General features: G+C 36.7%; 18 protein-coding genes and 1 pseudogene. 1 reads left to right on the forward strand and 18 read right to left on the reverse strand.

All coding sequences use genetic code 11. The annotated features are described in order from the left end of the window. Positions 1 to 90 precede the first annotated feature (90 nt). Positions 91 to 1,381: pseudogene (locus TZ96_RS10525) on the forward strand (IS4 family transposase). 331 nt (positions 1,382 to 1,712) lie between these two features. On the opposite strand, the gene TZ96_RS09730 reads toward TZ96_RS10525, so the two are convergent. The 18 genes from TZ96_RS09730 to TZ96_RS09815 form a co-directional block, all read right to left on the reverse strand. Further along, positions 1,713 to 2,132 carry a leucine-rich repeat domain-containing protein gene (locus tag TZ96_RS09730; RefSeq protein ID WP_223339927.1) on the reverse strand — a complete coding sequence of 140 codons (420 nt, stop codon included), beginning with the start codon at positions 2,130 to 2,132 and terminating at the stop codon, positions 1,713 to 1,715. 338 nt (positions 2,133 to 2,470) lie between these two features. Next, positions 2,471 to 2,716, reverse strand: a complete 246-nt coding sequence (locus tag TZ96_RS09735) for a hypothetical protein (protein ID WP_004238875.1) — start codon at positions 2,714 to 2,716, stop codon at positions 2,471 to 2,473. 166 nt (positions 2,717 to 2,882) lie between these two features. Next, positions 2,883 to 3,461, reverse strand: a complete 579-nt coding sequence (locus TZ96_RS09740) for a DUF4230 domain-containing protein (RefSeq protein WP_000493216.1) — start codon at positions 3,459 to 3,461, stop codon at positions 2,883 to 2,885. A gap of 261 nt (positions 3,462 to 3,722) precedes the next feature. Further along, on the reverse strand, positions 3,723 to 5,039 hold the full coding sequence (locus tag TZ96_RS09745; RefSeq protein WP_001059646.1) for an ISL3 family transposase: 1,317 nt from the start codon (positions 5,037 to 5,039) through the stop codon (positions 3,723 to 3,725). A 138-nt stretch (positions 5,040 to 5,177) separates the two neighbouring features. Next, positions 5,178 to 6,512 (reverse strand): aminopeptidase C, encoded by a 1,335-nt coding sequence (pepC, locus tag TZ96_RS09750; RefSeq protein WP_045763910.1) that lies wholly within the window; start codon positions 6,510 to 6,512, stop codon positions 5,178 to 5,180. Between the two features lie 110 nt (positions 6,513 to 6,622). Further along, the gene (locus tag TZ96_RS09760; RefSeq protein ID WP_045763911.1) at positions 6,623 to 7,345 is read right to left on the reverse strand and encodes a pseudouridine synthase; all 723 of its coding nucleotides are present in this window, start codon (positions 7,343 to 7,345) and stop codon (positions 6,623 to 6,625) included. 349 nt (positions 7,346 to 7,694) lie between these two features. Beyond that, on the reverse strand, positions 7,695 to 7,919 hold the full coding sequence (gene asp5 / locus TZ96_RS10350) for an accessory Sec system protein Asp5 (protein WP_070458808.1): 225 nt from the start codon (positions 7,917 to 7,919) through the stop codon (positions 7,695 to 7,697). 4 nt (positions 7,920 to 7,923) lie between these two features. After that, positions 7,924 to 8,103 carry an accessory Sec system protein Asp4 gene (gene asp4 / locus TZ96_RS09765; RefSeq protein ID WP_045763912.1) on the reverse strand — a complete coding sequence of 60 codons (180 nt, stop codon included), beginning with the start codon at positions 8,101 to 8,103 and terminating at the stop codon, positions 7,924 to 7,926. Further along, entirely contained in the window at positions 8,096 to 9,463 is a 1,368-nt protein-coding gene (gtfB, locus tag TZ96_RS09770) for an accessory Sec system glycosylation chaperone GtfB (protein WP_045763913.1), read from the reverse strand. The genes asp4 and gtfB overlap by 8 nt, the downstream gene beginning before the upstream one ends. Then, positions 9,447 to 10,967: an accessory Sec system glycosyltransferase GtfA gene (gene gtfA, locus TZ96_RS09775; RefSeq protein WP_045763914.1), complete on the reverse strand. Its 1,521-nt coding sequence runs from the start codon at positions 10,965 to 10,967 to the stop codon at positions 9,447 to 9,449. The genes gtfB and gtfA overlap by 17 nt, the downstream gene beginning before the upstream one ends. Positions 10,968 to 10,979: 12 nt before the next feature. Further along, on the reverse strand, positions 10,980 to 13,361 hold the full coding sequence (gene secA2 / locus TZ96_RS09780; protein ID WP_045763915.1) for an accessory Sec system translocase SecA2: 2,382 nt from the start codon (positions 13,359 to 13,361) through the stop codon (positions 10,980 to 10,982). Then, positions 13,351 to 13,830, reverse strand: coding sequence for an accessory Sec system protein Asp3 (gene asp3, locus TZ96_RS09785; RefSeq protein ID WP_045763916.1), 480 nt, complete (start codon positions 13,828 to 13,830; stop codon positions 13,351 to 13,353). The genes secA2 and asp3 overlap by 11 nt, the downstream gene beginning before the upstream one ends. Beyond that, the gene (gene asp2, locus TZ96_RS09790; RefSeq protein ID WP_045763917.1) at positions 13,830 to 15,362 is read right to left on the reverse strand and encodes an accessory Sec system protein Asp2; all 1,533 of its coding nucleotides are present in this window, start codon (positions 15,360 to 15,362) and stop codon (positions 13,830 to 13,832) included. Before asp2 ends, asp3 begins: the two co-directional genes overlap by 1 nt. Next, the gene (gene asp1, locus TZ96_RS09795) at positions 15,355 to 16,926 is read right to left on the reverse strand and encodes an accessory Sec system protein Asp1 (RefSeq protein ID WP_045763918.1); all 1,572 of its coding nucleotides are present in this window, start codon (positions 16,924 to 16,926) and stop codon (positions 15,355 to 15,357) included. The genes asp2 and asp1 overlap by 8 nt, the downstream gene beginning before the upstream one ends. Before the next feature lie 15 nt (positions 16,927 to 16,941). Next, on the reverse strand, positions 16,942 to 18,171 hold the full coding sequence (secY2, locus tag TZ96_RS09800; RefSeq protein WP_075230489.1) for an accessory Sec system protein translocase subunit SecY2: 1,230 nt from the start codon (positions 18,169 to 18,171) through the stop codon (positions 16,942 to 16,944). Positions 18,172 to 18,299: 128 nt separating this feature from the next. Then, positions 18,300 to 19,307, reverse strand: coding sequence for a sugar transferase (locus TZ96_RS09805; RefSeq protein WP_045763919.1), 1,008 nt, complete (start codon positions 19,305 to 19,307; stop codon positions 18,300 to 18,302). 8 nt (positions 19,308 to 19,315) lie between these two features. Then, the gene (locus tag TZ96_RS09810; RefSeq protein WP_045763920.1) at positions 19,316 to 22,534 is read right to left on the reverse strand and encodes an SP_1767 family glycosyltransferase; all 3,219 of its coding nucleotides are present in this window, start codon (positions 22,532 to 22,534) and stop codon (positions 19,316 to 19,318) included. 109 nt (positions 22,535 to 22,643) lie between these two features. Next, on the reverse strand, positions 22,644 to 23,531 hold the full coding sequence (locus tag TZ96_RS09815) for a glycosyltransferase family 2 protein (RefSeq protein ID WP_045763921.1): 888 nt from the start codon (positions 23,529 to 23,531) through the stop codon (positions 22,644 to 22,646). Positions 23,532 to 23,592 lie beyond the last annotated feature (61 nt).

Here is a 23,592-nt window from a genome sequence, read left to right on the forward strand (position 1 = left end):
CAATGTCATTAAGTTAAGAAATTCAAATACAATTCTGTATTTGGGTTTCTTTTTTTATGTGCTAAACTGATAGTTAAGGAGGTACTTCCTATGATAAAACAGATAAAAGCCCACTTGAATAAGAGTATTCAGAGTATCCTTGGTCAAAAAGTTGAGCTCGTCAAACAAGATGAACAGGCCTTTACTCGTAAAAGAAGGTTATCACTAGAAACCATGATTCGTACCATTCTGGGAATGGGAGGAAAATCACTGTCAAAAGAATTACTAGATGCTAGACTGACAGTTTCAAATTCAGCCTTTGTTCAAAGACGCTATCAGATAAAACCTGAGGCTTTCTATACCTTATTTAAAGAATTTACAGCACCTATTCCACTTAACACCAATCTTCCGATATTCGCTGCAGATGGGAGTGATATCTGTATTCCTCGAAATCCCATGGATACAGAAACCTCTATCCAAACCCAAACGGATGTTAAATCCTATAATCTCATACACATAAATGCCCTATACGACTTGACGACTGGAGTGTATAGAGATGTTTCTATTCAAGACAAACATACGCAACATGAGCGCTTAGCTCTGATTCAGATGATGAAGGCTTCTCCCTTTCGAGAAAGCTCTTGTTATCATGGATAGAGGCTATGAAAGTTACAATCTCATGGCTCATTTTCAAGAAAAAGGATGGCTTTATATCATCCGAATTCGAGATGGAAAACAATCCATGCGTTCCTCCTTCAACTTGCCAAATACAGAGTGTTTTGATCAAAACTTTTCTCTAAAATTATCACGAAAGCAAACCAATCAGCTCAAAAAACTTTATCGTGATTTCCCCAATGACTATCATTTTATTCCACACAATTCTACTTTTGATTTTCTTCCAGAAACAAGTCAAAAACATGACCCTGTTGAACTATACCAACTTCCTTTTCGTTTGGTGCGTTTAGAAGCGGAAGAAGGAAAATACGAAACTTTGGTGACAAATACAGACTATTCAGTCCAACAATTAAAAAATCTCTACGCCAGCAGATGGGGCATAGAGACTAGTTTTCGTGACCTGAAATACAGTATTGGCTTGGTCAATTTTCATGCCAAAAAGAAGGAAGGGATTCTCCAAGAAATCTTTGCCCGATTTACAAATTTTAACTTTTGTCGTTGGGTAACCTCGCAAGTTGCCATCGACAGTAGTCACAAAAAACAAAGATATAAAGTGTGTTTCTCAGATGCGACTTATGCCTGCCGTTTGTTTTTTAACGGTTCCCTTTCTTCTCTCCAGTTGAAAAACTACCTCAAGAAACAGTTATCTATTATTCGACCGAATCGAAAATATCCAAGAAAAATAAAGGCCCAATCGGTAATTGATTTCATCTATAGAGTAACATAAATCTCAAAAAATAGGGTGAAAAAACCTTTATTTGTTATGCAAAAAAAATAGAAGATAGGATAGAGAATCACTTTGATGATCTCAATCCTATCTCCTATTCAAATAGTTAGATTACTAACTTAATGACATTGGGTTTATCACCTGATTCTTTTGGCTCTTTGTCAAATAGTGTTGATGAAGAACCTAATGAAAAAAGAATCCAACAAAAATTGGACTACCTGTCTCCGGTTGGATACCGAAGACGGTAGCCCTAGGGTGTTTTTATTAAATTCTCACTTTTTGGGGTCAGTCCCTAAGCCTGATAGTAATTTTTTGTTCATACTATTCCCCTTTAGTCATTTACTACTTTAAGTTGCATTGCTTTAGCTACTTCTTCTGCCTTTGATCCCTTAGGTGTATGGATTTCTACATCTGGGTTACAGTTATCCACAAAATAGAAGTATTCTGTAATTTCTGTTACACTTGCTGGAATTGTAATAGATTTAATTGATGATGTCCCCCAGAATACTAATGTTCCAATACTCTTTGTTCCTTCTGGGAATACAACTGATTCTAATGAACTGTCAGAGTTGAAAACATCATCTTCTACTGTTTCTATTGACTTACCAAAGTGGACATACTTTAACTTATTGTCAATCGTAAACGCACCTTTTCCAATATATCGTACTGTATCTGGTAAAACGATTGCCTCACAATGTTTCAAGTTCGCAAGACCACGTTCTCCAATTGCGATAACAGGTTTACCTTTAATTTCCTTTGGTACACGAACAACCTTATCGTCAGAAGTACAACTATAGATGACATAACCTTCTTCCCATAAATATACGCATGTTAATATATTAATATCTTTAAGGATTTATAACTATAGTTCCTTAATTTTCCCAGTAAAAAAACGAAAGGCACCACAAGTTATTTATGTGTTTTCTTTAAACGATTCATGTACTTCTGTCGCAACTTCTCACCCGCCTTTAATTGCGGTTGCGATAGATTGAGGACCTAAATATGCATCCCCTGTTATTAGTTCATTTCTATTGTATTCTGATGTTGACCGAAAGTCAAATTTTTACCTTTCATCTAGAACACTAAAGTCTACTTTTGTTCAATTGCTGCAACGACAAGGTCACATGGAATAATATGTTCACTACCTGCCACTTCATGCGTTGATCTTCTTCCACTTTCATCTGATTCACCAAGTTCCATTGTAATAACCTTTACACCAGTTACTTTCCCACTCTCATCACGCAATACTTCTTTAATATTCTCTAAGAAATGGAATGTAACACCTTCATTGTGTGCATCTTTGATTTGTAGTGTAGCTTCTAGTATATTGTTCATATGGTCATCATTCTTTTGTTTTAGGTTTCAGCGCTTTTAATATAATGGATGTTGGCCTTTTTGTATACACTAAAATAGGGTTGGTGGAAAATTTCCATCAACCCTAAAAATTATAGAACCACACAAAACCCTGACCAGAGATGGCCAGGGTTTTGTATTTCAAAAATTATTCTGTAAATTCTATAGTTACTTTTACTTCAGAATCCATTGAAGAAAATATTGTTTTATAATAATTGATTGCAGATTCTTTAATTTCACTCTTAAATTTATCTAAATACTCTGCTTGTTTATCACTAGAAAGTTGGTTAGCGACCAATTTCCCAGTATCAATATCTTCTGTAGTTCCACTTAATAACTCTCCATGACTATCATATAAATCATAAGGATTATCTTTTGAAAGTTCAACACCAATTACTTCCAATTTTGGAACAATAACCTTATATTCTTTTTCGCTTATTTGTTCAACCTTTACACTACTTTTAATTCCAAATTTAGCTTTATAATTTAAAATTACTAATGCTGCTTTTTTAGAGAACGGCACATCAAACCCAAAAACTTGAGTTGTTTTTGTTTCAGAAATAATTTCATTAATTCCCGCATTCAAAAATACAACTTCATTCACTTTTTCAATACTTTCGATATTAATTGACGATTTGACTTCTGATTTATGTTCCTTAGGTAAGAAAAATAGCACTCCAATAGCTATAATAGCTATTAATACCACATTCAATAGTACACTAAACATATTAACTTTCTTCTTTAATATAGACAAGATAAAAAAACCTCACTTTAAATAATCTATCTAAATTTTACACATTCTAAAGAAAATAGTCAATATTTTTTCGTACTATCTTCTAAAATTAATTGTGCCTATTAAAAATGAAATTAGTTTGTTGCATTTGATTATATTTTTTGAACACCAAATCCATTTAAAATTGAGTGCTATTTTGAGCACTAAAAAAGGGCTCTTTGTCAAATAGTGTTGATGAAGAAATTTAAGAAGGGATTAAGCAACTAATTGTTGCTTAATTCCTTTTTGTTTTGGGCCAAACATTTTTGTTATTAAAATAATCCTATTTCTAAAATGGTAATAGTTTCTAAAGCCGTAGGCATTTCTTTTAAGCACTTTTATTTTATTGTTTATTCCTTCAATAGGGCCATTTGTTCTAGTTGGATACTCACAAGTATTTTGAATATATGGCAAGTAAGTCATAAGAGTCTTTAATACTCTTTTTAAACCAGGAGATAGGTCTAATTGCGTAGCTGCTTCAATCGTTTCCTTGAATTCTATATAATCTCTATCCTGTATACATTCACGAAGTGAATGTACAACCTCATAATCATTTTTAAGAGATGGATTTTTTTCTAAGATATAATCTACGATTCCTTTACTTGTTATGAAGCTTTCAAAAAGCTTATAACGATTATATTTATAGTTCTGAAGTTCATTAGAGTTCTTTAAAATTAACTTCCAATAATGTTTTAACTTTCGATATAATTTAGAGTCTTTATAGCGATGCTTATTCATGACACGTACCCGAGTTCGATTTAATTCTCTATTTAAGGCTTGTACGATATGAAAAGGATCAATGATAATTTTAGCGTTAGGAAACATTTCTTTTATTAATTGAATGTACGGTAAGTACATGTCGATGGAGATAGTTTTTACCTTTAATCTAGTCTTAGGCTCAAAACGATGAAAATACTTTTTCAAGCTGTAAGATTTTCTATCTCGTACAACATCGACCAGCTTGTGTGTAGTGCTATCACAAATAATGAAGCTCATATTACTATCGGAAGATTTGACGGATTTAAATTCATCAAAACACAAATGCTCAGGTAAATCGTGTAATGGTTTAATCTTTAGTAAACGTGTTGTATCATCTATGATACGTCTTACCGTATGAACTGAAACATTTGTTTCTTTTGCGATATAGGTTTCAGATACTGTTTCACTTATTTTTGATTTAATTTCGTTTTTTAAGCGTTTAGAGATATGACAGTGTTTTTCTACAATTCGACTAGTATCTGCGGTAAATGAAGAGCCGCATTCTCTACAGAGAAATCTCTGCTTGCGTAGATTTAAGTAGGCCGCTAGGCCTGAAACAGAACAGAGAGTGATACGAGATGTTTTCGTGCCGTTTTTAACGATATTATTATTTCGGCTAACACACCCACAAACGGTACAAAATTCTGGTTTATGCGTATAAGTAGCTGCATAAAATAAAGATTTTCTCTTTTTAAATATCTTCTCTTGAACTTTATTATCCCAAATAATGTTTTTATCTTTGATTTGTAGTGTAGCTTCTAGTATATTGTTCATATGGTCATCATCCTTTTGTTTTAGGTTTCAGCGCTTTTAATATAATGGATGTTGGCCTTTTTGTATACACTAAAATAGGGTTGGTGGAAAATTTCCATCAACCCTAAAAATTATAGAACCATTCTTTTTATATCTCATTTATTCTGCCAAGGCACCCATTGGATCCCATGGTGCAAGGACGATTGGTTCTGCTTCATAGGCAGCTTGTTCTTCTTCTGTTAGTAATTCCTTACGAACAACGATTTGGTAAGTGTATTCATCCATCCAAGCGTCTGAGGCAACAAAGTATCCATCTGTACCGACCTTGTCTCCCCAAGAGTTTTCAACTTTCCACTTGACTGATTTACCGTTTTCGTCCAAATCAACACCTGTCAAGACCATAGCGTGGGTCATTAAGCTTTCGCTGTAGTCCAAACGTCCAGCCTTGTCTTGAGTGAGTTGAATATCCATACTTGATTCAAAGTCATAAACATCTGTCGCAAGGATTCCTGCTTTACGGTTGCTGAGCTGGCCGACATCTGAACCAAACCAAACAGTTTCTCCTGTTTGCATTTGGGCAATCGCCAATTCTTTCAAACGTTCCATCGGTACGTTGATGTAGCGAACTGCACGGCTACCAACAACATTTCCCAACATCTCAACTGTGTAAGATTTACCGTAAGGTTTGTCAGCAGTTGGAGCATTGATCACAGAAACGTAGTCTTCTAGTGGAAGGTCAACGTATTTCTTGTAAAACTCTTGTGGTGTGATGCCTTTTTCGCTTTGGTAGTTGTTGTCCTTATCACGATAAGCAAAGTCAAATTGACGTGGTGGAAGTCCTAGTGACATGGCAAGGAAGTTAAAGATTTCTTGCAAGAGGTCTTCTTTTTTAGCTTGAACAGCTGCTTGATCTGCACCAGAAGCAAGCAAATCACGCAAGATTTGAGCATCTTGACGAAGCAATTTGTTAAGGATGGCATTAAGCTCACGACTGCTGCTAGATGAAACAGACTCAGGATAAACAGACTTAGGAACGACACCATATTTCTCAAAGAGAGCCACAACCATATCCCATTGTCCACCATCTTGTTGTGGAGTTTGGAGTAGGAAGCTAACCTTACGGCTTGTCAATTCTTGGTCTGCAGTCGCAATGACTTGCTCCAAGAACCAGTTAGATTTTTCATACTTGTCCCAGAAGAAGGTGTGGGCTTGTGACAATTCAAAGTTTTCAAGTTTGTATTGAGAGATGAGTTTGTGACGGAAGGTATTGAGGGCCGCAAACATCCAGCAACGACCTGAAGCCTTCTGGTTAGTGACCTTGTCCTTTGTCAAATCAAGTGAGAAAACAGGTGTGTTATCTACATGGCTTTGACGACGCTCAAGGGCTGCAAAAATTCCATTGTGGCTAGTAGCATTTTCGATAGCTTGGTATTTGACATTTGCTTCATAATTAGCAAATAATTTATCTGTAAATGATTCTTGAATCGCGTTCATAAAATCCTCCTTTTATTCTACAGTCTATTATAACTCTTTTCACAAAGGAAGCAACCAAAAACTGAAAAAGGCAAGGATATTTTCCTCACCTTTTTCAACGATTACACAGTTTACCTAACACTTTCGAGCAAGCCTTCTAATTCCTCTTTGGTCAAGCGACGCCATTCCCCACGCTTCAGATTTTCATCCAAGGTTAAAGTTCCCATGGTCAGACGTTGCAAGTCCACCACTTCCTTACCACAGTAGGCCACCATCCGTTTAACCTGGTGGAATTTCCCTTCTGCAATGGTCACGCGAACCAGACTTTGGTTTTTTTCTCTATCAATAGACACAAGCTCCAGCTTGGCAGGCTGACAGGTGAAGCCCTTGAGCGGAATACCTTGCGCAAATGTCTCAACATCTGCATCTGTCATCATTCCCTTGACCTGCGCCAGATAAGTCTTATTCACATGACGTTTTGGTGAAAGAAGAGCATGAGCCAGATTACCATCATTTGTCAAGAGCAAGAGTCCATGCGTATCGATATCCAAACGCCCTACTGGGAAAACTTCCTTTGAACGAGCTAAGTCATCCAACAAATCCAACACAGTCTTATGTTTTGGATCTTCAGTTGCTGAAATAACACCCTGGGGCTTGTTCATCATATAGTAAACAAACTCCTCGTAGTCTAACTTTTGCCCATCAAAACAAATCTCGTCTGTGTCTTCATTGACTTGCAGCTTGGCAGATTTTTCCTTTTTGCCATTGACCATCACGCGCCCAGCCTTTAGAAAGTTTTTAACCTCTGTCCGACTTCCTACGGCGCAGGCAACCAAATATTTATCTAATCTCATAGCACTATTATACCATGAACAAGCTTAATCTTATACTCTTCGAAAATCAAATTCAAACCACGTCATCGTCTCCTTGCCGTACTCAAGTACAGCCTGCGGCTAGCTTCCTAGTTTGCTCTTTGATTTTCATTGAGTATTAATACAAAAATAAGCCGCCTGATTGGGCGACTTGATTTTTTATAGGGAGATTATTATGAAAAATTTTTAGGAGTTAAAGTTAAGTTCTCCTTAACTTATGCTTATAGTATAAACTAGATTCCTAAAAGTTTTCTTAAAATTTTCTCCTCAAACTTAAATTTCTTTAAATCTTCACTGTTAAAATCAAACGTTCTAGTAATACAGTTAACGATTAGTTAAAAGTTAAAACCATAAAGAGGAGCAACAACACAAATAGTGATATGCTAACAAGCAAGGTTAAGACTTTAACAAGCGTATTGCTTTGCCAATAGCTGGGCTTGCCGATATTACTAGTAGCATCCATAGAAAAAATTTGAGTTTGTCTTGGTTGAATGGTCACAAGGATGATTAAGGAAAGAGCTAAAATAATGGTTAAAATTATCAATAATTCAGTCATTTAACTACCTCAAAAGTCCTATCAAAGTAAATAATAAACCAATCAAGATAACTAACCCCAACAAGAAAGAGAAAGTTTTACTAATCTTTTCACCACGTGTAGCTTTTTCTTTTTTGATGGGTTGTTGTTTCATCTCTTCCATACGACCTTCAACATCCTCATAAAATAAATCTTTTTTAGTCATGGCTTTCTCCTAAAATCGTTTGCATCCTATCCTGGTATGTAATTGGATCTACATAATTAGCATAATATCCTTGCTCACCTAGCGCCTGTCCCATCTCTGTAACGTTAGAAAGAGCTAACTCAATGGTTTGAATCATGTCTTCAACTGCTTCCTTAGCGAAAATATGATTTGGGGCAATATAACGACGGTTATGCGCTGTTTCTTCAAAGGCTAGAATCAGTTGGTTGTTCTCAAAGGCCTGGCGTACAGCCTGGAGAAGTTCATTACCGTAGTTGATATCCAAATAGATATCTGATAACTGATAAAGCTCTTGAATCTTTTGAGGACTGGCATTTTGATAGAGTACGACATTGGGATAGCGGATCATATCCAGTAACTTGGTCGACATTTCTGTTACTGCTGCGATTCGGAAAGTAACCTTTGGCAGACTTTCCACTAGCTTTTCGACTTGCTCTAGTTGATCCGAATTGGTCACTATCAAGGCATCAGAACGAACAAAATTATCGCGCTTAAAGTGATAATGATAGCCTAGATGACTAAACTTATGATGGAATTTTTCATCCGTCAATTGCAAAGCACGTTCATAAGTCGCATAATCTGGAATGATAATGGTCTTAGCTCGAAGTTGATCATTCTCCAAGATCAGTTGCATATTTCCTGGTATATCATCATGTAGTGGTTCTTGCCAAATCAGGATATCCTGACCTGATTTTTCTGGAAACTGACCTGATTTTTCTGGAAAATGGAAGGAAGTCAAAAACGATGTAGATAGGGTATTAAAGAGAATATGGTCAAGATTCACCCTCAAACCTTGCAAGAAGTCTATGATAAAGGCCACTCGACCAGAAAAATGGCGCAATCCTTGACCTTCCAAGGTCAAAAGAATATCACCTGTGACATGGTTTTCCAAAATAACTTCTTTTTGATCTACGTTCCGATAAGAAGTCATAATAGCTTGACCAGATCCATCAAAGGTAGTCTTAGCAAAGCAAGCTCCAAAACGATTGTAGTGATCTACTTGAAAGATTCGGCCTGCTGGTGTTTTCCATTCGACTTTTTTCACCAAACGAGCCTGTAAGCCATCTGCAAAATGAATCACTGCTCGTTCTTGATTGAGATCATTGATGGTCCCAAATTGATTATTCCCTGCAATCTCCCAAAAATCTGGAACGGGAACTTGGTTAAAGTACAAGGGTTTACCACTGTCATACCCCAAATAATAGGTGAAAGGGGAGACAACTCCATCTGGTAAAAATCCATCGGGTTCAATAACCACAGCCAAATCAGACAGTCCTGCTTCAGTCAGACTATAGTGCAAATCTTGGCTTTCTTGATTGTATACATCAAATAACTGAATCATCCACTACCTCCTTGATTGTATTTTCCCATTTGTTCAAAATCTCTTGAGTCAAGAATTTCTCAGCAATCTGGTAGGATTTTTCTCTCATACTTCCCAAACGATTTTCCAAATACAATTGGCAGATTTTTTCTGCATAAGCTTTCTTGATTTCATCTTCTACATGGTCAAATGAGCTTGGAATCAAGTAACCATTTTCGCCATCTTCGATGAAGGTTTGATTTCCATAAGGAACATCAAAACCAATCAATGGCAAGCCAGAACCAATTGCTTCCATGAGTGTCAAACCAAAGCCTTCACTTGTAGAAGCGGTTAGATAAACTTCATACTGTGAATAGATTTGGGAAAGTTCTGCATGGCCCTTGAGTTTAATATACTCTTCTGCCTGACCTGCAGCAATAATCTCATGTAGACGACCTTCCTCACCACCACTACCGTAGATATCAAAGGTTAATTCTGGTAATACTTTATGGGCCTCAATCACAGCCTTGACAAGCCAATCAATATGCTTTTCCTTGGCTAGACGCGAAGCTGTAATGAGAGAAAATGGCTTACGATTCTCTTGTGGTTTTGTTAATTGGTCAACACTTCCAACTGGAATGGTCACAATCTTAGGAGCATGTGTGGTATAGTGAGCAAACTGTTGCTCTAAAACTTCCTTTTGACGATCCGTTGAAACGATAAAAAGATCGACCTTATCTGCATTGGTAAACTGGTAGTCATAATAGTTGTTCCAAAGGATATAATCATCATTGGTCGCATTCTCACTATAGTGCTCAGCGTGAACAACAACAGCAAGGTGAGCCGCCTGCGCTTCCTCAAAGACCACCTGCCCAATACCTGTCTCACGATCTAAAATCACTAGATCTGATTTACTTAACCCAAGTGTCTGCATGAAATAACGGATCAAGGCCGGCTTCCCGTATAAGATTCGATCCTTAAAACGGTAGACTTCCTCAGTTCCTTGATTCATGAACATCTCATAAGCTGGAGTCCCATCTTCATTGTAGAAGGTTCTTTGGTAGAGATTCGCTGCATTGTCTTTAGGAGCAAAATACTCTGTGCAGTAGCGTGTATATGAGAAGTAATCCTTGCGGATCAATTTGCCAGCATACACATACTCTACATGTTGGACAAAATCTTTTTCCTCATCTACCAAATAACAAGTGATAAACTTGTCTTCATCTGAGAAGAAGATTCGTTCAATTTTCCCGTTTCTTTCACGACGGCTTTCTACACCTTCAAAATAAGCCAAAACATCATCTACCGTCACACTGGTCGGTGCAATCTTGATGTCTGTGAAGTGAGTGTAAAGCCAGATAACCTGGTCATCATCAAAACCGATATTTGCGGTTAAATGCTGGATATTATCACCCAAAATCATGTCTGTAAAGATAAACTTCGACGGCAGATTCAGGCTGCGAAAAATACCCGCACGATAAGCTTGGGCATATTCAACACCACTGCTGGCCCAGCCGATTCCTAAATTTATATTGTAAATTGTCATATTGTCCTCTTTTTATGGAAAATAAGTCATAATTTCCCCGTCAGGCGAAATGTCTACTCGACTCAATAGAAGATTTCGAACCATATCCTTCTTGACCTGCTTTTTCATCTCTTCAAAGCCATTGTAAGCTTCTTGATAATACTCAACGATAGGATTCTTTTGAGCAGCTGATTGACCACCAATCGCTAGACTCAATTGTTGCAGGTAGTCTACCTGCTCTACCCAGTTATCATCTATTGCTTTTAGCAATGCTAAACGCTGAAAATGAGAAAAGAGATCAAGTGTTTCTAGAAGTGTTCGTTTCTCTTGTAGACTCTTTTGAACTGTTGTCTCCAGAACTAGCTTAATCGCATCCTTATCCGTCATATCTAACTCTCGCGGAACTGCATGGTAAAGAAAACTGATATTTTTAACGATAAAATGATACAGTTCTTCTCTACTTTCAAAGGATTCTTCTGACAAGCTTTTTCTTACGAACTCATCTAGTACATCTACCACAAAACCATCTAGATCCTCAGTTCCATCAATCAAGCGGTTTCTTTGACTATAGACCATCTCTCTTTGGATATTCATGCTCTCAGCATACTCTAAAGTTTGACTCCTTGATGATCTAGCAGCGCTATCGCTTGCTTTCTGCGCTTTTTCTACTAATTTTCGATAGCGTCTTCCTTCTAGGGGTTCAGGGCTTATCTGTTGGTTTACTGTATAATCCTTATACATCTTATGCACCCAAGGAGGACCAAACTTCTTGATAACATCGTCTTCTAGTGAGACAAAAAATTTTGATAAACCAGGATCTCCCTGCCGACCAGAACGTCCTCTAATCTGTAAGTCAATACGTTTACTATTCATCCGTTCTGTACCAATGACAACTAATCCACCAAGCTCAGCAACTCCTGGACCAAGCTTAATATCGGTTCCACGACCAGCCATAGATGTCGCAACTGTCACCGCTCCCATGCGACCAGACTCTGCAATCATCTGAGCTTCACGCGCCGCATTATGGGCATTTAAAACGTTATGAGCAATTCCTTCCCGTAACAATAGGGAGGAGTAGAGTTCAGACATTTCTACGGATCCAACAAAAATCAATAAAGGATTCCCCTTTTCATGATAATATTTAATCTCAGCAAGTGAGGCATACACTTTTTCAGGTAGGGTAACATAGAGATTATCTGGATAATCAATTCTCTGATTCGGACGATTTGTAGGAATTCGAATGACTGACATCCCATAAGTTTCTAAAAACTCTTTCTCTGCAACCTTTCCTGTTCCAGTCATCCCAGAAATTTTTTTAAACTTCTTAAATAAGCTTTGGTAGGTAATCGAAGCCATTGCCCGAGTTTCTTCAGACAAAGAAACATGCTCTTTTGCCTCAATGGCTTGGTGTAACCCACCCTGTAATTTGGTCATTTCTAATAAACGTCCCGTACCTTGATCTAGCAATACAAGTTCTTCGTCTTTCTCGCCCTTACGAATAATATAGTCTTTATCCCTTTTAAATAAGGTATGAGCTCGTAGAGCAAAGATTAAGTGTCTTGCTAGTACACTATGCTCCTCGGAATAGAGATTATCAATACCTAAAAAGCTCTCCGCAGTTTTAGCACCCTTAGTAGTGAGCCATACTTCTTTTTTTTCTTCTTTAAAGATATAGTCTTGGCCCTCAACTAGAGTTGTCATCAAAGTGTCAATAATTTCATAGAAATTAGACTGTACTCTAGGTGAGCCTGAAATAACAAGTGGTATTTGAGCGCTATCTAGCAAGACTGCATCAACTTCATCTATGATGACAAAGTTAAATGCTGGCATATATTTTTTATCCTCACTAGAAGCTAGATTATCAAGCAAATAGTCAAAACCAAGACCACTGTTGGTAGTATACACCACATCTGCACTATAAACTTCCCGCTTATCCTCTGGTGTTAACTCTTCATCATCATCTTCTTCAGGAAAAGGAATCCGAATCGTCAATCCTAGGAATTCGTAGACTTGTCCCATTTCTTCTGCATCACGCTTAGCAAGATAGCCGTTAGTAGTCACTAGCATGACACCTTGCCCTGACAAAGCATTGAGGTAAACCGGCATAGTAGCAGTCAGAGTTTTACCCTCACCTGTATTCATTTCAGCTACATTCCCTTGGTGGATGACAATCCCACCCATGACTTGTACATCATAGGGGAACATCCCCAAGATTCGCTTATCAGCCTCTCTGACAACCGCAAAAGCCTCTACTAGAATATCATCTAAGCTTTCTCCAGCAGTTAATCTCTCTTTAAATTCTTGTGTTTTACCTGCTAATTCATCATCTGTTAGCGAGGCCATCTCTTCTTTTTTTAGATTGATTTGATGCAAGATTTTTTTCACCTTGCTCAATTGTCTATTGTTATTCCACATCTTGTTTAGAATAATCCTCTTCTATTGAAAATGAATGAAAGTCAACTGATTGAAGACCTGCGCTCAACAGCTGTACTTTGTAATGATAGGCCTCTTCTGGATAGGTAAAGGTGAAATCAAAATCTTTTTCAATCACTTGATCGACCTGCTTATCATAACGATCCATAAAAATGAGTCTAAAATATAAACCATTTTGAGGTTGAACAGTCATCTGACTAACCAAACGGTAACGATGGCCCTTTTTTAAAAGAGGTAAGGTTGGGGTTAAGCGATTTCCCTGAAAATTAAAACTTGAGGTCCACTCATGAATCATAGTACCCGAATTCACCATACTATTTTCAAAATAAACATGATCACGTGAATGGTAGATAACGACTGACCCATATAAAAAGCTATTCTCTGCTAAAACTCCTAAGCTGGCCCCTCTAAATTCTCCCCAATAAATTTCTTTATTCCGTTTGATAATCATTAAAACTTTCTCCCAAAATTTTGCTCTAATACTATCTTATAAAAATTCATAAACCATGTTGTACTTGTAGCACTATCATCGTTATGGCGACCCGAAGTACCTTTTACCATGATGTGAGCCCCCGAATGATAAAGGGCCTCTACTAATCCCTCAAAAGCGCGTGGATCATAATCTTCCTCTTTCATATATGAGAGTCCAAAAATTGTTTGGCTAAAATCTGCTTTTTTAAAGGCAGTCCAAAAGCGGTCATCCAGTGCTCTCATGGCATCTATGCTAGCATCCCCCTTAGAATGATGACGTAAGATATCAAAAGCAGTCGGGAAAAGTCCAGGTGCTTCGAGTCTACCTCTTTCAGCTATCAAGCCAAGATTGGTTAAGGGTTTAGCAACTATAACTGCTCGGGGTTCAAAAAAAGAGCTATAATACATAGAACCATAGGTCCCCATAGACATCCCTGAAAGGATTAATTCCTTATTTGAAAATCCTAACAAATCTAAATACTCTTGAATAACATTTCGAATCCCATTTTCAAGATATTCATCGCCTAAATAGAAGGCTCCACCATCTATTCGAGGATCAGAAAATAAGATAAAAGGGGCTCCCAAATATTTCATAATACCGAAACCTTCAAACCCTTCTGCTCGACGATAACCAGAGAAATAGATATTTAAAGGTGGCTTAAAGTCTCCTGGATAGAAGAAGTAATTGATTTCCTCACGCTTGTCATTATGAATAATGCCACCACCAAGAACATACTTACCAAATTGGTAGCGCGTTAAACGCTGGTGAAGAGCTCCTATTTTCAGACGTCCTGCACCTCTAGCTTCTAAAGAAACGCTGATAAATGAAGAAAAATCATCATCCAGTACTAGGGCAGACTTCATATCTTCAACTGTGAAAACTCGTTCTTTGACAAAATTAGCAGTAGATCCATCTTGAATATTTCTAACAATGAGGCGAATGTCACAAGTTAAATCCTTCTCATATTCTAGCCAGAGCTCAACTGGATTGAAATCACTAGCTCGGATATTATACTTCCAGCTGATTAAGGGGCGGAAGTCGTCACCGTACTTCCCTAATAGTTCTAAATTTTCATAACCATTATAACGAACCTGCCCCGTAAAAGCAGGATTGACAATCATATCAATCGCAACTAACTTATCCCCATACTGACCTCTAAACAAGGCCTTAGATAAAAGTCGTAAAAGTTCTGCTGGATTTGAAAAATCTGTTGCTTGAGCACAAGTTTTTTTCAAAAAATCTTGAACATCTTCTGATTGAGGTTCAGCTGTATCGGGATAGAAAATAGTATAAGGAGTCACCATTCTCATCAAAGGAAGCAAATCAGATAGATGCTCAGGATTTTCAACTAAAACAGCTGAAAAAGTCTTTAATCCTTCCATTTTCATGACCTTCCTTATGGCAGTCGTTGATCCTGGCCAAAAGAAATGCCAGTCCATATTCTCAGGAAGTTCATAGTCATGGCTCCAATTTTTAGTTCCTATCTGCAAAATCTGTAATTTATTACTCACTATTTGCCTCCTCTAACCATTTTTCCCACTTATCTATAAATTGATCACCTGTATTTTGTCGAATCTTATCAATTGAATAAATTAAGGCTTGATTCCAATATTCCAAGGTATCTAAAAAGTAGTGTCCCGCTTTACTAAACTCTGATAAATCCGATAAGATATAACCATTTTGTAAATGGGTAACATATTCTGACTCTGAAAAATTGATTTGAGGAATTCCTGCGCTAATCCCTGCAATCTGAGTGTAAATATTAGCGACTGGATTTAAATCAACAATTAAACGAGTGTACTCTAACTCTCGAATCAAACCCATCTCATCATTTAGATTGATAATCTTAAAGCGATAATCATCTCTAGTATTTTCCTCTAGTGTATTTTCTGCATCAGATAGCACAGAATCTTTTAATAGATCCCTTGGGTTAAGACGTTCCATAATCAGCGAATCGAGTTGATTTTGCAAAGCTTCAATTTGATAACTTTCTGCATTGAATAATGAAAAAACAACCTCCGTCAAAGGATTTTTCGAGACAAAATGTAAGATTTCATACAAAACTTTTGGATCTTGTTGCATCTGTACATCTAATTGGACATAAATTTTTGATTCCTTTAATCGTTGACTAACTCCTAATTTCAAACGCGTATCAAAAGAAGGTAAATGATGCATTTTTGAAGCAAATTGGGGATAAGTCTCTTGTAATCGCTCAAGAAAATCTTTCCGATCACTAATCAAAAATCTGGACTTCTCCACTACCTGACGATGATCTTGTAAATTATCTGCTTGATTTCTTTCAATAAAGAAACTTATAATTTTAGGAGCCTCTTCTGGCAATCTTTCTAACAATTGATTTTGAAACTTGGTGTTAGCTGCCAAAACAAATGAATCTCCAACCTCATAATCTCGATTTAAAAATTTTGTTAAGAATTCCCAGATAACTTCATCTATACTATCATAAGTTAATTTCCCAAAACGGTAGCCTACTGCTGGATTTACCTTTACAATCGGCTGTTCTCCTTGCAAATTTTCCCTTAATTGCCACTGACCTTTGGCGTTGTAATAATAACGAGTAGCTGGTCTTTGATCCCTATACTCTAGAATACTAGACAAAAAACCACGGTCATCAAAATAGCAAATAAAATCAACTTGGTTATCTTTAAAATACGTGATATAGCTGATAAATCCTTCTGAACCATATTCAATTTCAGCATAAAGTGCCCCTTGCTGTTTAACTGCAATTACAAAGGGAGTATAGATAAAGTCACAATCTTCATCCCACGCTAAATCCTTTAATTGTAAAGGATGCATCTCCTCATTTTCAATATTTTGTATAGCATCAAAAACAGAAAAAACTTCCGACTCCAATAAATCTTGTCTATGTAGTAAGTAACGCAGATGAGGATGATAAGTCAACCATAGTATCTTAGATTCTAGTTCTTGACGTTTAAAAATTCGAATTTGGTGCAACACATCATCAAATTCTAAGCGATAAGGAGTCCTATACCAAGGTACAATACTTGCCTGCCAAGATTGATTGTTATTTTCTAAAAAAGGGATGAAATAATACATATATTCTCCTCACAATTATGAATCGATTTCTAAGAGTGGTCTATAGTTCTCATTTAATGTCAAGGCATCAATTTCTTCCTTGATATTAAACACCATGCCATTAAAAATAAAGAATAAACCTGGAAGCATCGTTAGTTGCATATAGCGCGGATCATATAATACAATCAACATCGGCAATCCTGCCATCAAAACAGTATAAGTAGAGCCAATAACTGCAAAACGCAAGATCAACCAATTGATATACCGGCTTGTTTCTTCTCCTGGATATATATTATAGATATACTCCCCAGATTTTTTCATCTTCTCAGCAATTTCTTCTCCATTCATATTAATAAAAGAGAAAGCAAGTCCCAATATAAACAGTACCACAATATATGTATACAGCCAGACCGGTCGTCCAATTGCAAATTGACCTATCCAATCCTGTATCCAGGAAGCATTTGGAAAAATAATTTGGAGTAACATTAGAAAATACTGCGGAATAGATACCAAGGACATGGCGTACATAAAAGGCATTCCTCCTGCAGGATTTAGCTGAATATCCAAATAAGAATAGCGTTTAAAACGATTGTGAATCGTAATCTTATTCACTAAAATACGGTAGCGTGCCCTTTGCATGATGACAGAAATATATAAAAAAGTAAGAGAAAGTATAAGCAATAGTCCAACAAATAAAGGGCCAACCTGTAATTCTATAATGCTATTGAGTATATTTTGTGGCATACTAGCTACCATACTAGACATCAAGATAACTAGAGAGCCCCCTACACCAAACAAAGAATTCAGATCCGATAACCAGACTAAGAAAAAAGTTCCTGAAATTAAGAGTAAAACGTTCAAAATCAATACTAACCCATAATTCACCCCTGACTGAATTGGGAGATTTAGGGTAATGGCTAACGATTGGATCAAAGCTATTACAAAAGTTAAGATCATTTTTCTTCGATCTTGAACTTCAATTGGTAAACTCCCCAATCCAAGTTTTTTAGACATGCTAAACATTTGCCACAAAATCATAGCCGACATCCATGGAGACAGTCCAACTGAAAATAGGGAAAGACTCCGAAGATTGCCACCTGTTATAGCAGTTGAAAAGGCTAAGAAAGCTGTAGTTCCACCCAAAAAATTCGTGTCATTTACGTTTACAAAGGGAAGGGTCAATCTACTTCCTAAAACGTAAATAAATAAGAAGGAAATCGTCCACATGACTCTTTTAACGACGACCGATGTCAATTTTTTCTTCAAATTTTTCTCCTACTTTATTTAACCAATGAGATATTCTAATAAAAATGGCTAAATCTATAAATAAATCTTTTGCCAATAATGGTATTCCCTCATCCTAATGGATGAGGGCATTCCATAACGATCATGCTCTAGATATCCAAAACTTGCATCACTGCATCAATCAATAGTTTTTTTGTAAAGTAGCCTTCTTTCAAGGCATAACTAACTTTATATACATTTTCAACCATGTATTGATAAGCTTCTGCTGTTGTTTCCTCTACTAGACGATTGGCCTCTTCCAAACTATCCACTACATAACCTAAGCCTTTTTCCCTTATGAAACTGGCATTTGAGAGATAGGATGGCACTACTACTGGAATTCCAGCAGCAAGATAGGTGCTAACTTTATGAGAGATATTCAAGCGATAGTAGTCTGCCTCATCCACTGGATTTTCACTGGTTCCCCATACTAAACCAAATCCTCCCTCTGACAAAGCAAGAAGCAACTCTGGATCGGTTTTCCAACCTCTAAAGGAAACTGTTGGGTTACGATTCTCTTGATTTGATTCTGAGAAAATATCGAGAGGGGTTGAGTAAGCCCAGTTGGATAAGTGCTCAAAACGCTCCACACTACCCGCAAAAGATAGTTTTTTCTGAAAAGCAGGTTGTCTCAAAGGATAGTCATGAACATGGTCCCACATGCCTTGGATAATAATCTTTTGAACTGTCAATCCTTCCTGAATGAGCCGTTCCTTCATTTGTTCTGATGGAACAACTACTAGATCCGATTGATTGTACATTTCAATGTACTCAGGCATCAAGTAATAATTTGATGGGAACATAAGGGGTGGAACATCATGAATGAAGGTAATAATTTTCGTATTTAAAATCTTACATTTCCTAATGAAATTTTGATCGTACTCCCTACCATTCCATGATGGAGATTGATAAACGACAATATCACCGTAACCCACTCGAGCCATGACACCATCTAAACGGCTATTCAACTCACCTTGACTATCACTATAAATATCGTAAAAGTAAAAGCCAAGCTCGTGAAAGTCTAACTTTCTTGCAATTTTAACGGTTTCATTCTGGGCGATCAAAGCTGTACTCTGACCAGACATACCGTAAATATTTGTAATATTTATCTTCATAATCCTATTTAAATCCTTACGACAACTTGCTTATTATAAATTTCATCCTCAACTAGCTGAATTTCTTGATCAAAATTATGCTCTGCGGTATGCTTATGTGAGAATTTTACTTTTGAAGTTGCTCCCATCTTAAACCACTCATATTCGGAATCAATATGACCTAAATCAATCGCTTGTATACCTTTTTTGCTTAAATGATAAGCCAAAACCTTAGCTGTAGGACCAAGCATCAAGAATACTACTTTACCATCGGCATGCTTCTCTATCGCTTCTTGAATTGACTGAACTTTACTGTAGGCATTTCTAGAAGGGCAGATAATACGCTCAACTGACTGAGCATTGTCAAAAAGGTCATTACCAACTCCTGAACGTGAGTTTTCACCTTCGACGATCAAGATATCTCGTTTATCCCAAAGTTTCTTTAATTTTTCAAAGTGAGCCACTGAAGCAGACTTATCTTTGAGGTCCATATAAGGACGAGATATAAAAGTCGAACCATAAAAGCTTGCTGTACAAAATCTATGATAAGCTTCTTTATATTGCTCCAAATGCATTTGCCAAAAATTGACAGCTTCTGACTTGTAGCGTTCCAATCCTTCAAAAACATCTGAAAGACAAACCAGCAATTCTGGTGAACTTTCTAGTTGGATCATATTTCTAAGCTGTTCTGCCAGTGTCACATCGTAGTCTTGATAAGGAATCCCGTGTCCCATCATGATATCCATTTCTCCATCCCCATAGCGAATAACAGAAGAATGGTGTTCTAGTATATAATCAAGACTCTGCTGGATATCCAGTACCTTTGGATAGGATTGAAGCTTTTTTACAGGTAGCTCTCCATTTTGACAGTAGGCTTCAATAGCTAGGGCCATCTCTTCCGGATGCGCTTGGTCATAAAGGAACTGACCTTGTTCACCATGGGCTACACTCTCAAAAGCAAATACTGGTTTTCCAGCTTCTTGGAAGCGCCTAATGATCCCGTCAACTTCGATATCAGCATTAATATCCAGTAAGAAGTCACAGCCTTCAACTAAACTATCAATCAAAGCTGGCTGCCCTGCTATATCCGATAAGACAGAGACATTGGGGTAGGCTAGTAGATCTGTAATACTATCAGCTACCATGACTGGGGCAGCTACATAAAACTTGACATCTGGTAGATTTTCAATCAAGTATCCCATATTTCTCAAGTCACTTGAGAAGGTATAAACTAGTGCTGAATGTTGAATCCCTGTGTAGTGATTCACCTGTTCTTGTGTCAAATAAGGAGTTACCTCGTTCATGTCCGACCAATCTTGGGCATTGTAATACCACCAAACATTTCGATAAATGGAGCGTTCATACAATCCCCATGGTTTTCTCTCTGTCAAATAATGAATAATCGGTGGATAAGTCCCAGGTTTTGGTCGATAATCTGAAAAATGCATGTGCAAGGTACTACAATTATATTTAAAGTCTAAAGCCAACCAATGGTCTTTAAATAAGATATTCAAGATACTTTGAACATCTTGAGCAACCTTGTCATGCAACTCATTGGTCATTTCAATTAGCTGCTTGCGTATTTCTTCTTGTTTCCAAAGACGATTATTGATTAGCATCACACCTGAATTAAAAATATGTTGACCAAAATAAATTTGTCCACCCAAATCTTTAACAGCACCCAAGGGATAGTCTCCCAATTCGACAGCAAACAGGGAACTTAGGTCTCTTGTGACAACCAAATCACAGTCCAGATATAGGACCTTATCTTCCTCAACAAAATCCGAAATAAAACAAGGTAAAAATGCTTCTTTATGAACATTTGTTACATATTGGTTGAGATGGGAGCTATTAACACGGGCATTGACGATTTCACAGTCTAACTTCTTTAATTTACGATTAAGATTATAAAACCATTCTGTCGGAAAATCGCTGTTCATCAGATAAAAACGAAGTCCTCGATTATGACAGCAGATTGATTTGATTGTAGTTAGCACCTGATCAGCAGATTGATAATTAGCAGCTAATGCAATTGCTTTTTTTTCAACTTTTTTTCTCTGTAACTCTTTTATGGCTTCTATCATTTCCAGAGGAGATTGAGAAGGAACCACTGTTCTCTTTAACTGATTTTTATTGGTCACATCAAAAGTCAATACTGGTTTTCCTGCACTGATATAGCGATTGACAATAAATTCCATCGGACTTCCCTTATGAATATCCAAATAAGCATCTGACTTCTCAATCATCTCATCAATCACCACTCCTACCATATTGGGGTACAAATAAACATTTGGATACTGATCAAAAGACAGAAGAATGTCCCCCATATCTGTATAGGTACCAATATGGAAAGCAACCTCTGGAAGTGACTGAACCAATTCCTCCATATAGAGTAAATCCTGACTATCTGTAAATATAAACAGATTAGTATCGTGGCGTTCATAAACTCTTTTAATGGTAAAATATCCTTGATAATGGGCAGCAATCTGATCATAACTAACATCTCGAAAAGCCCACCATAAATCCCAGTAACGATAACCAATTAACGTTTTCCATGGTTTTTGATGAGTTGTGTAATGGATAATAAGTGGTTCTTTATCCAATTCAAAATGTGAATCCCAGTGACTATAAAAAGCAACCAAATCATGGCCTACTTGAAGATTGAAACTTTTATCCAACTCCAACCAACGATGTTGAAAAACCAAATTAAAGATCGTCTGATCTCCATTAAAGCCTTCAGGAGTAGCTTGTTCAATACCTGACATATACTCTACTGTTTTATCAAACAGCATAGTAGTAATATCCTTCTCCCTCCACTTTGGGCTATCAATGACCAACATCCCAGAGTTAAAACCGTTTCCATCCACATCTCTCACTGCTGCTAAAGAGTAGTCACCTAAATCTAACTCAAATAGTGGCCTCAAATCTCCATGGACAATGATATCACTATCTAAATAGACTACTCTCTCTTCTGTAATCAAGCGTGGAATTAAGTATCGAGCATAAGCTATCGGTGAAATGTGCGCACGAGTTTTCCACTCAGAATCAATCGTATCACCAATATAAACATCCTCTACAATACTTCCTAACTTTTCCACTTGAATTTTAAGTTCATGGAACCAATCACTAGGAATATTCTGATGCAAAATATAAATTTTAACCTGTTGATTATAATACAAAATAGACTTTATCGTCGTAAGCATTGGAGTAAGATAGTTCTTATCTCCAGCAAGAACAATTGCTTTCATATAAATCCTTTTATGAGTTACTCACTATGAGTATACTTTCTACGAAATTTATTAACAAATAGTTTCTAATATTCTTCTACACTAGATTTTCGACAACTACTTTGCCAACTCATTTAATTGAATAATGTTCAAGAAAATATACATTTTCCCTAATACGTCGGGCAGTTTCTGTAGATTCTAAGACATTTTCACCTGCTTCATATAAGGAAAATTTCAATCCTTCCAAATACCAACGGGCATGTTCACTAACATCATATCCTAATGCTGCTAGTATTGCCAAACGCTCCATTCGCGCTTCGGGAGCAAAACTAAGTTTTTCTTCTGACATTTTGCAACCTGTTAAACTAGTATCGGACTTACGATAGGTGTAAAGACTTTTCTTGATAAAAATTATTTTTTCGCATTGTAAAAACAATTTATACATGATAAATGCATCTTCAGCCAACTTATTTTTGGGGAATCTAACATGATTAAATAATTTCTTTTTAAACAATTTTCCCCAAGCTGTCACAAATGACAAATCAATTTTTTCCAATTCTGGAATTTTCATGATCAGCTCATCAGGTCCATAAGGTTGCTCTACATAGTCTTCATCCGTAAAGTGTATATAAAAGCATCCGTCTTTTTCAGAATACTGATGATAGCTCCCAATGGCTATATCTGCATCATATTCCTTCAATTTATCATAAAGAAATTCCAATTGATACCTGTCTATAATATCATCTCCGTCGGCAAATACCAGAAATTCTCCATTTGCAACTTCGATTCCGAAATTACGCGCAGTAGATAGTCCTCCATTTTCTTTTTTAAAATAACGAAAACGTGAATCTTTGGCAACATATTCTTTACAAATCTCTGCCGACTTATCTGGAGAACCATCATCAATTAACAAACATTCAAAATTTTCATAGGTCTGATAGTGAATACTATCCAAACATTCTCGAAGATAATTCTCAACATTATAGATTGGAACTATGAGACTGATTAATTCTTGCATTATTAAACCATTATCCTCCTTTTTATTTTTTATAAAAAATTCAAGACTTAGCTGAACTATT

Origin of the sequence: Streptococcus infantis (genome assembly GCF_000963255.1) — a bacterium.
GTDB classification, from domain to species: Bacteria; Bacillota; Bacilli; order Lactobacillales; family Streptococcaceae; genus Streptococcus; species Streptococcus nidrosiense.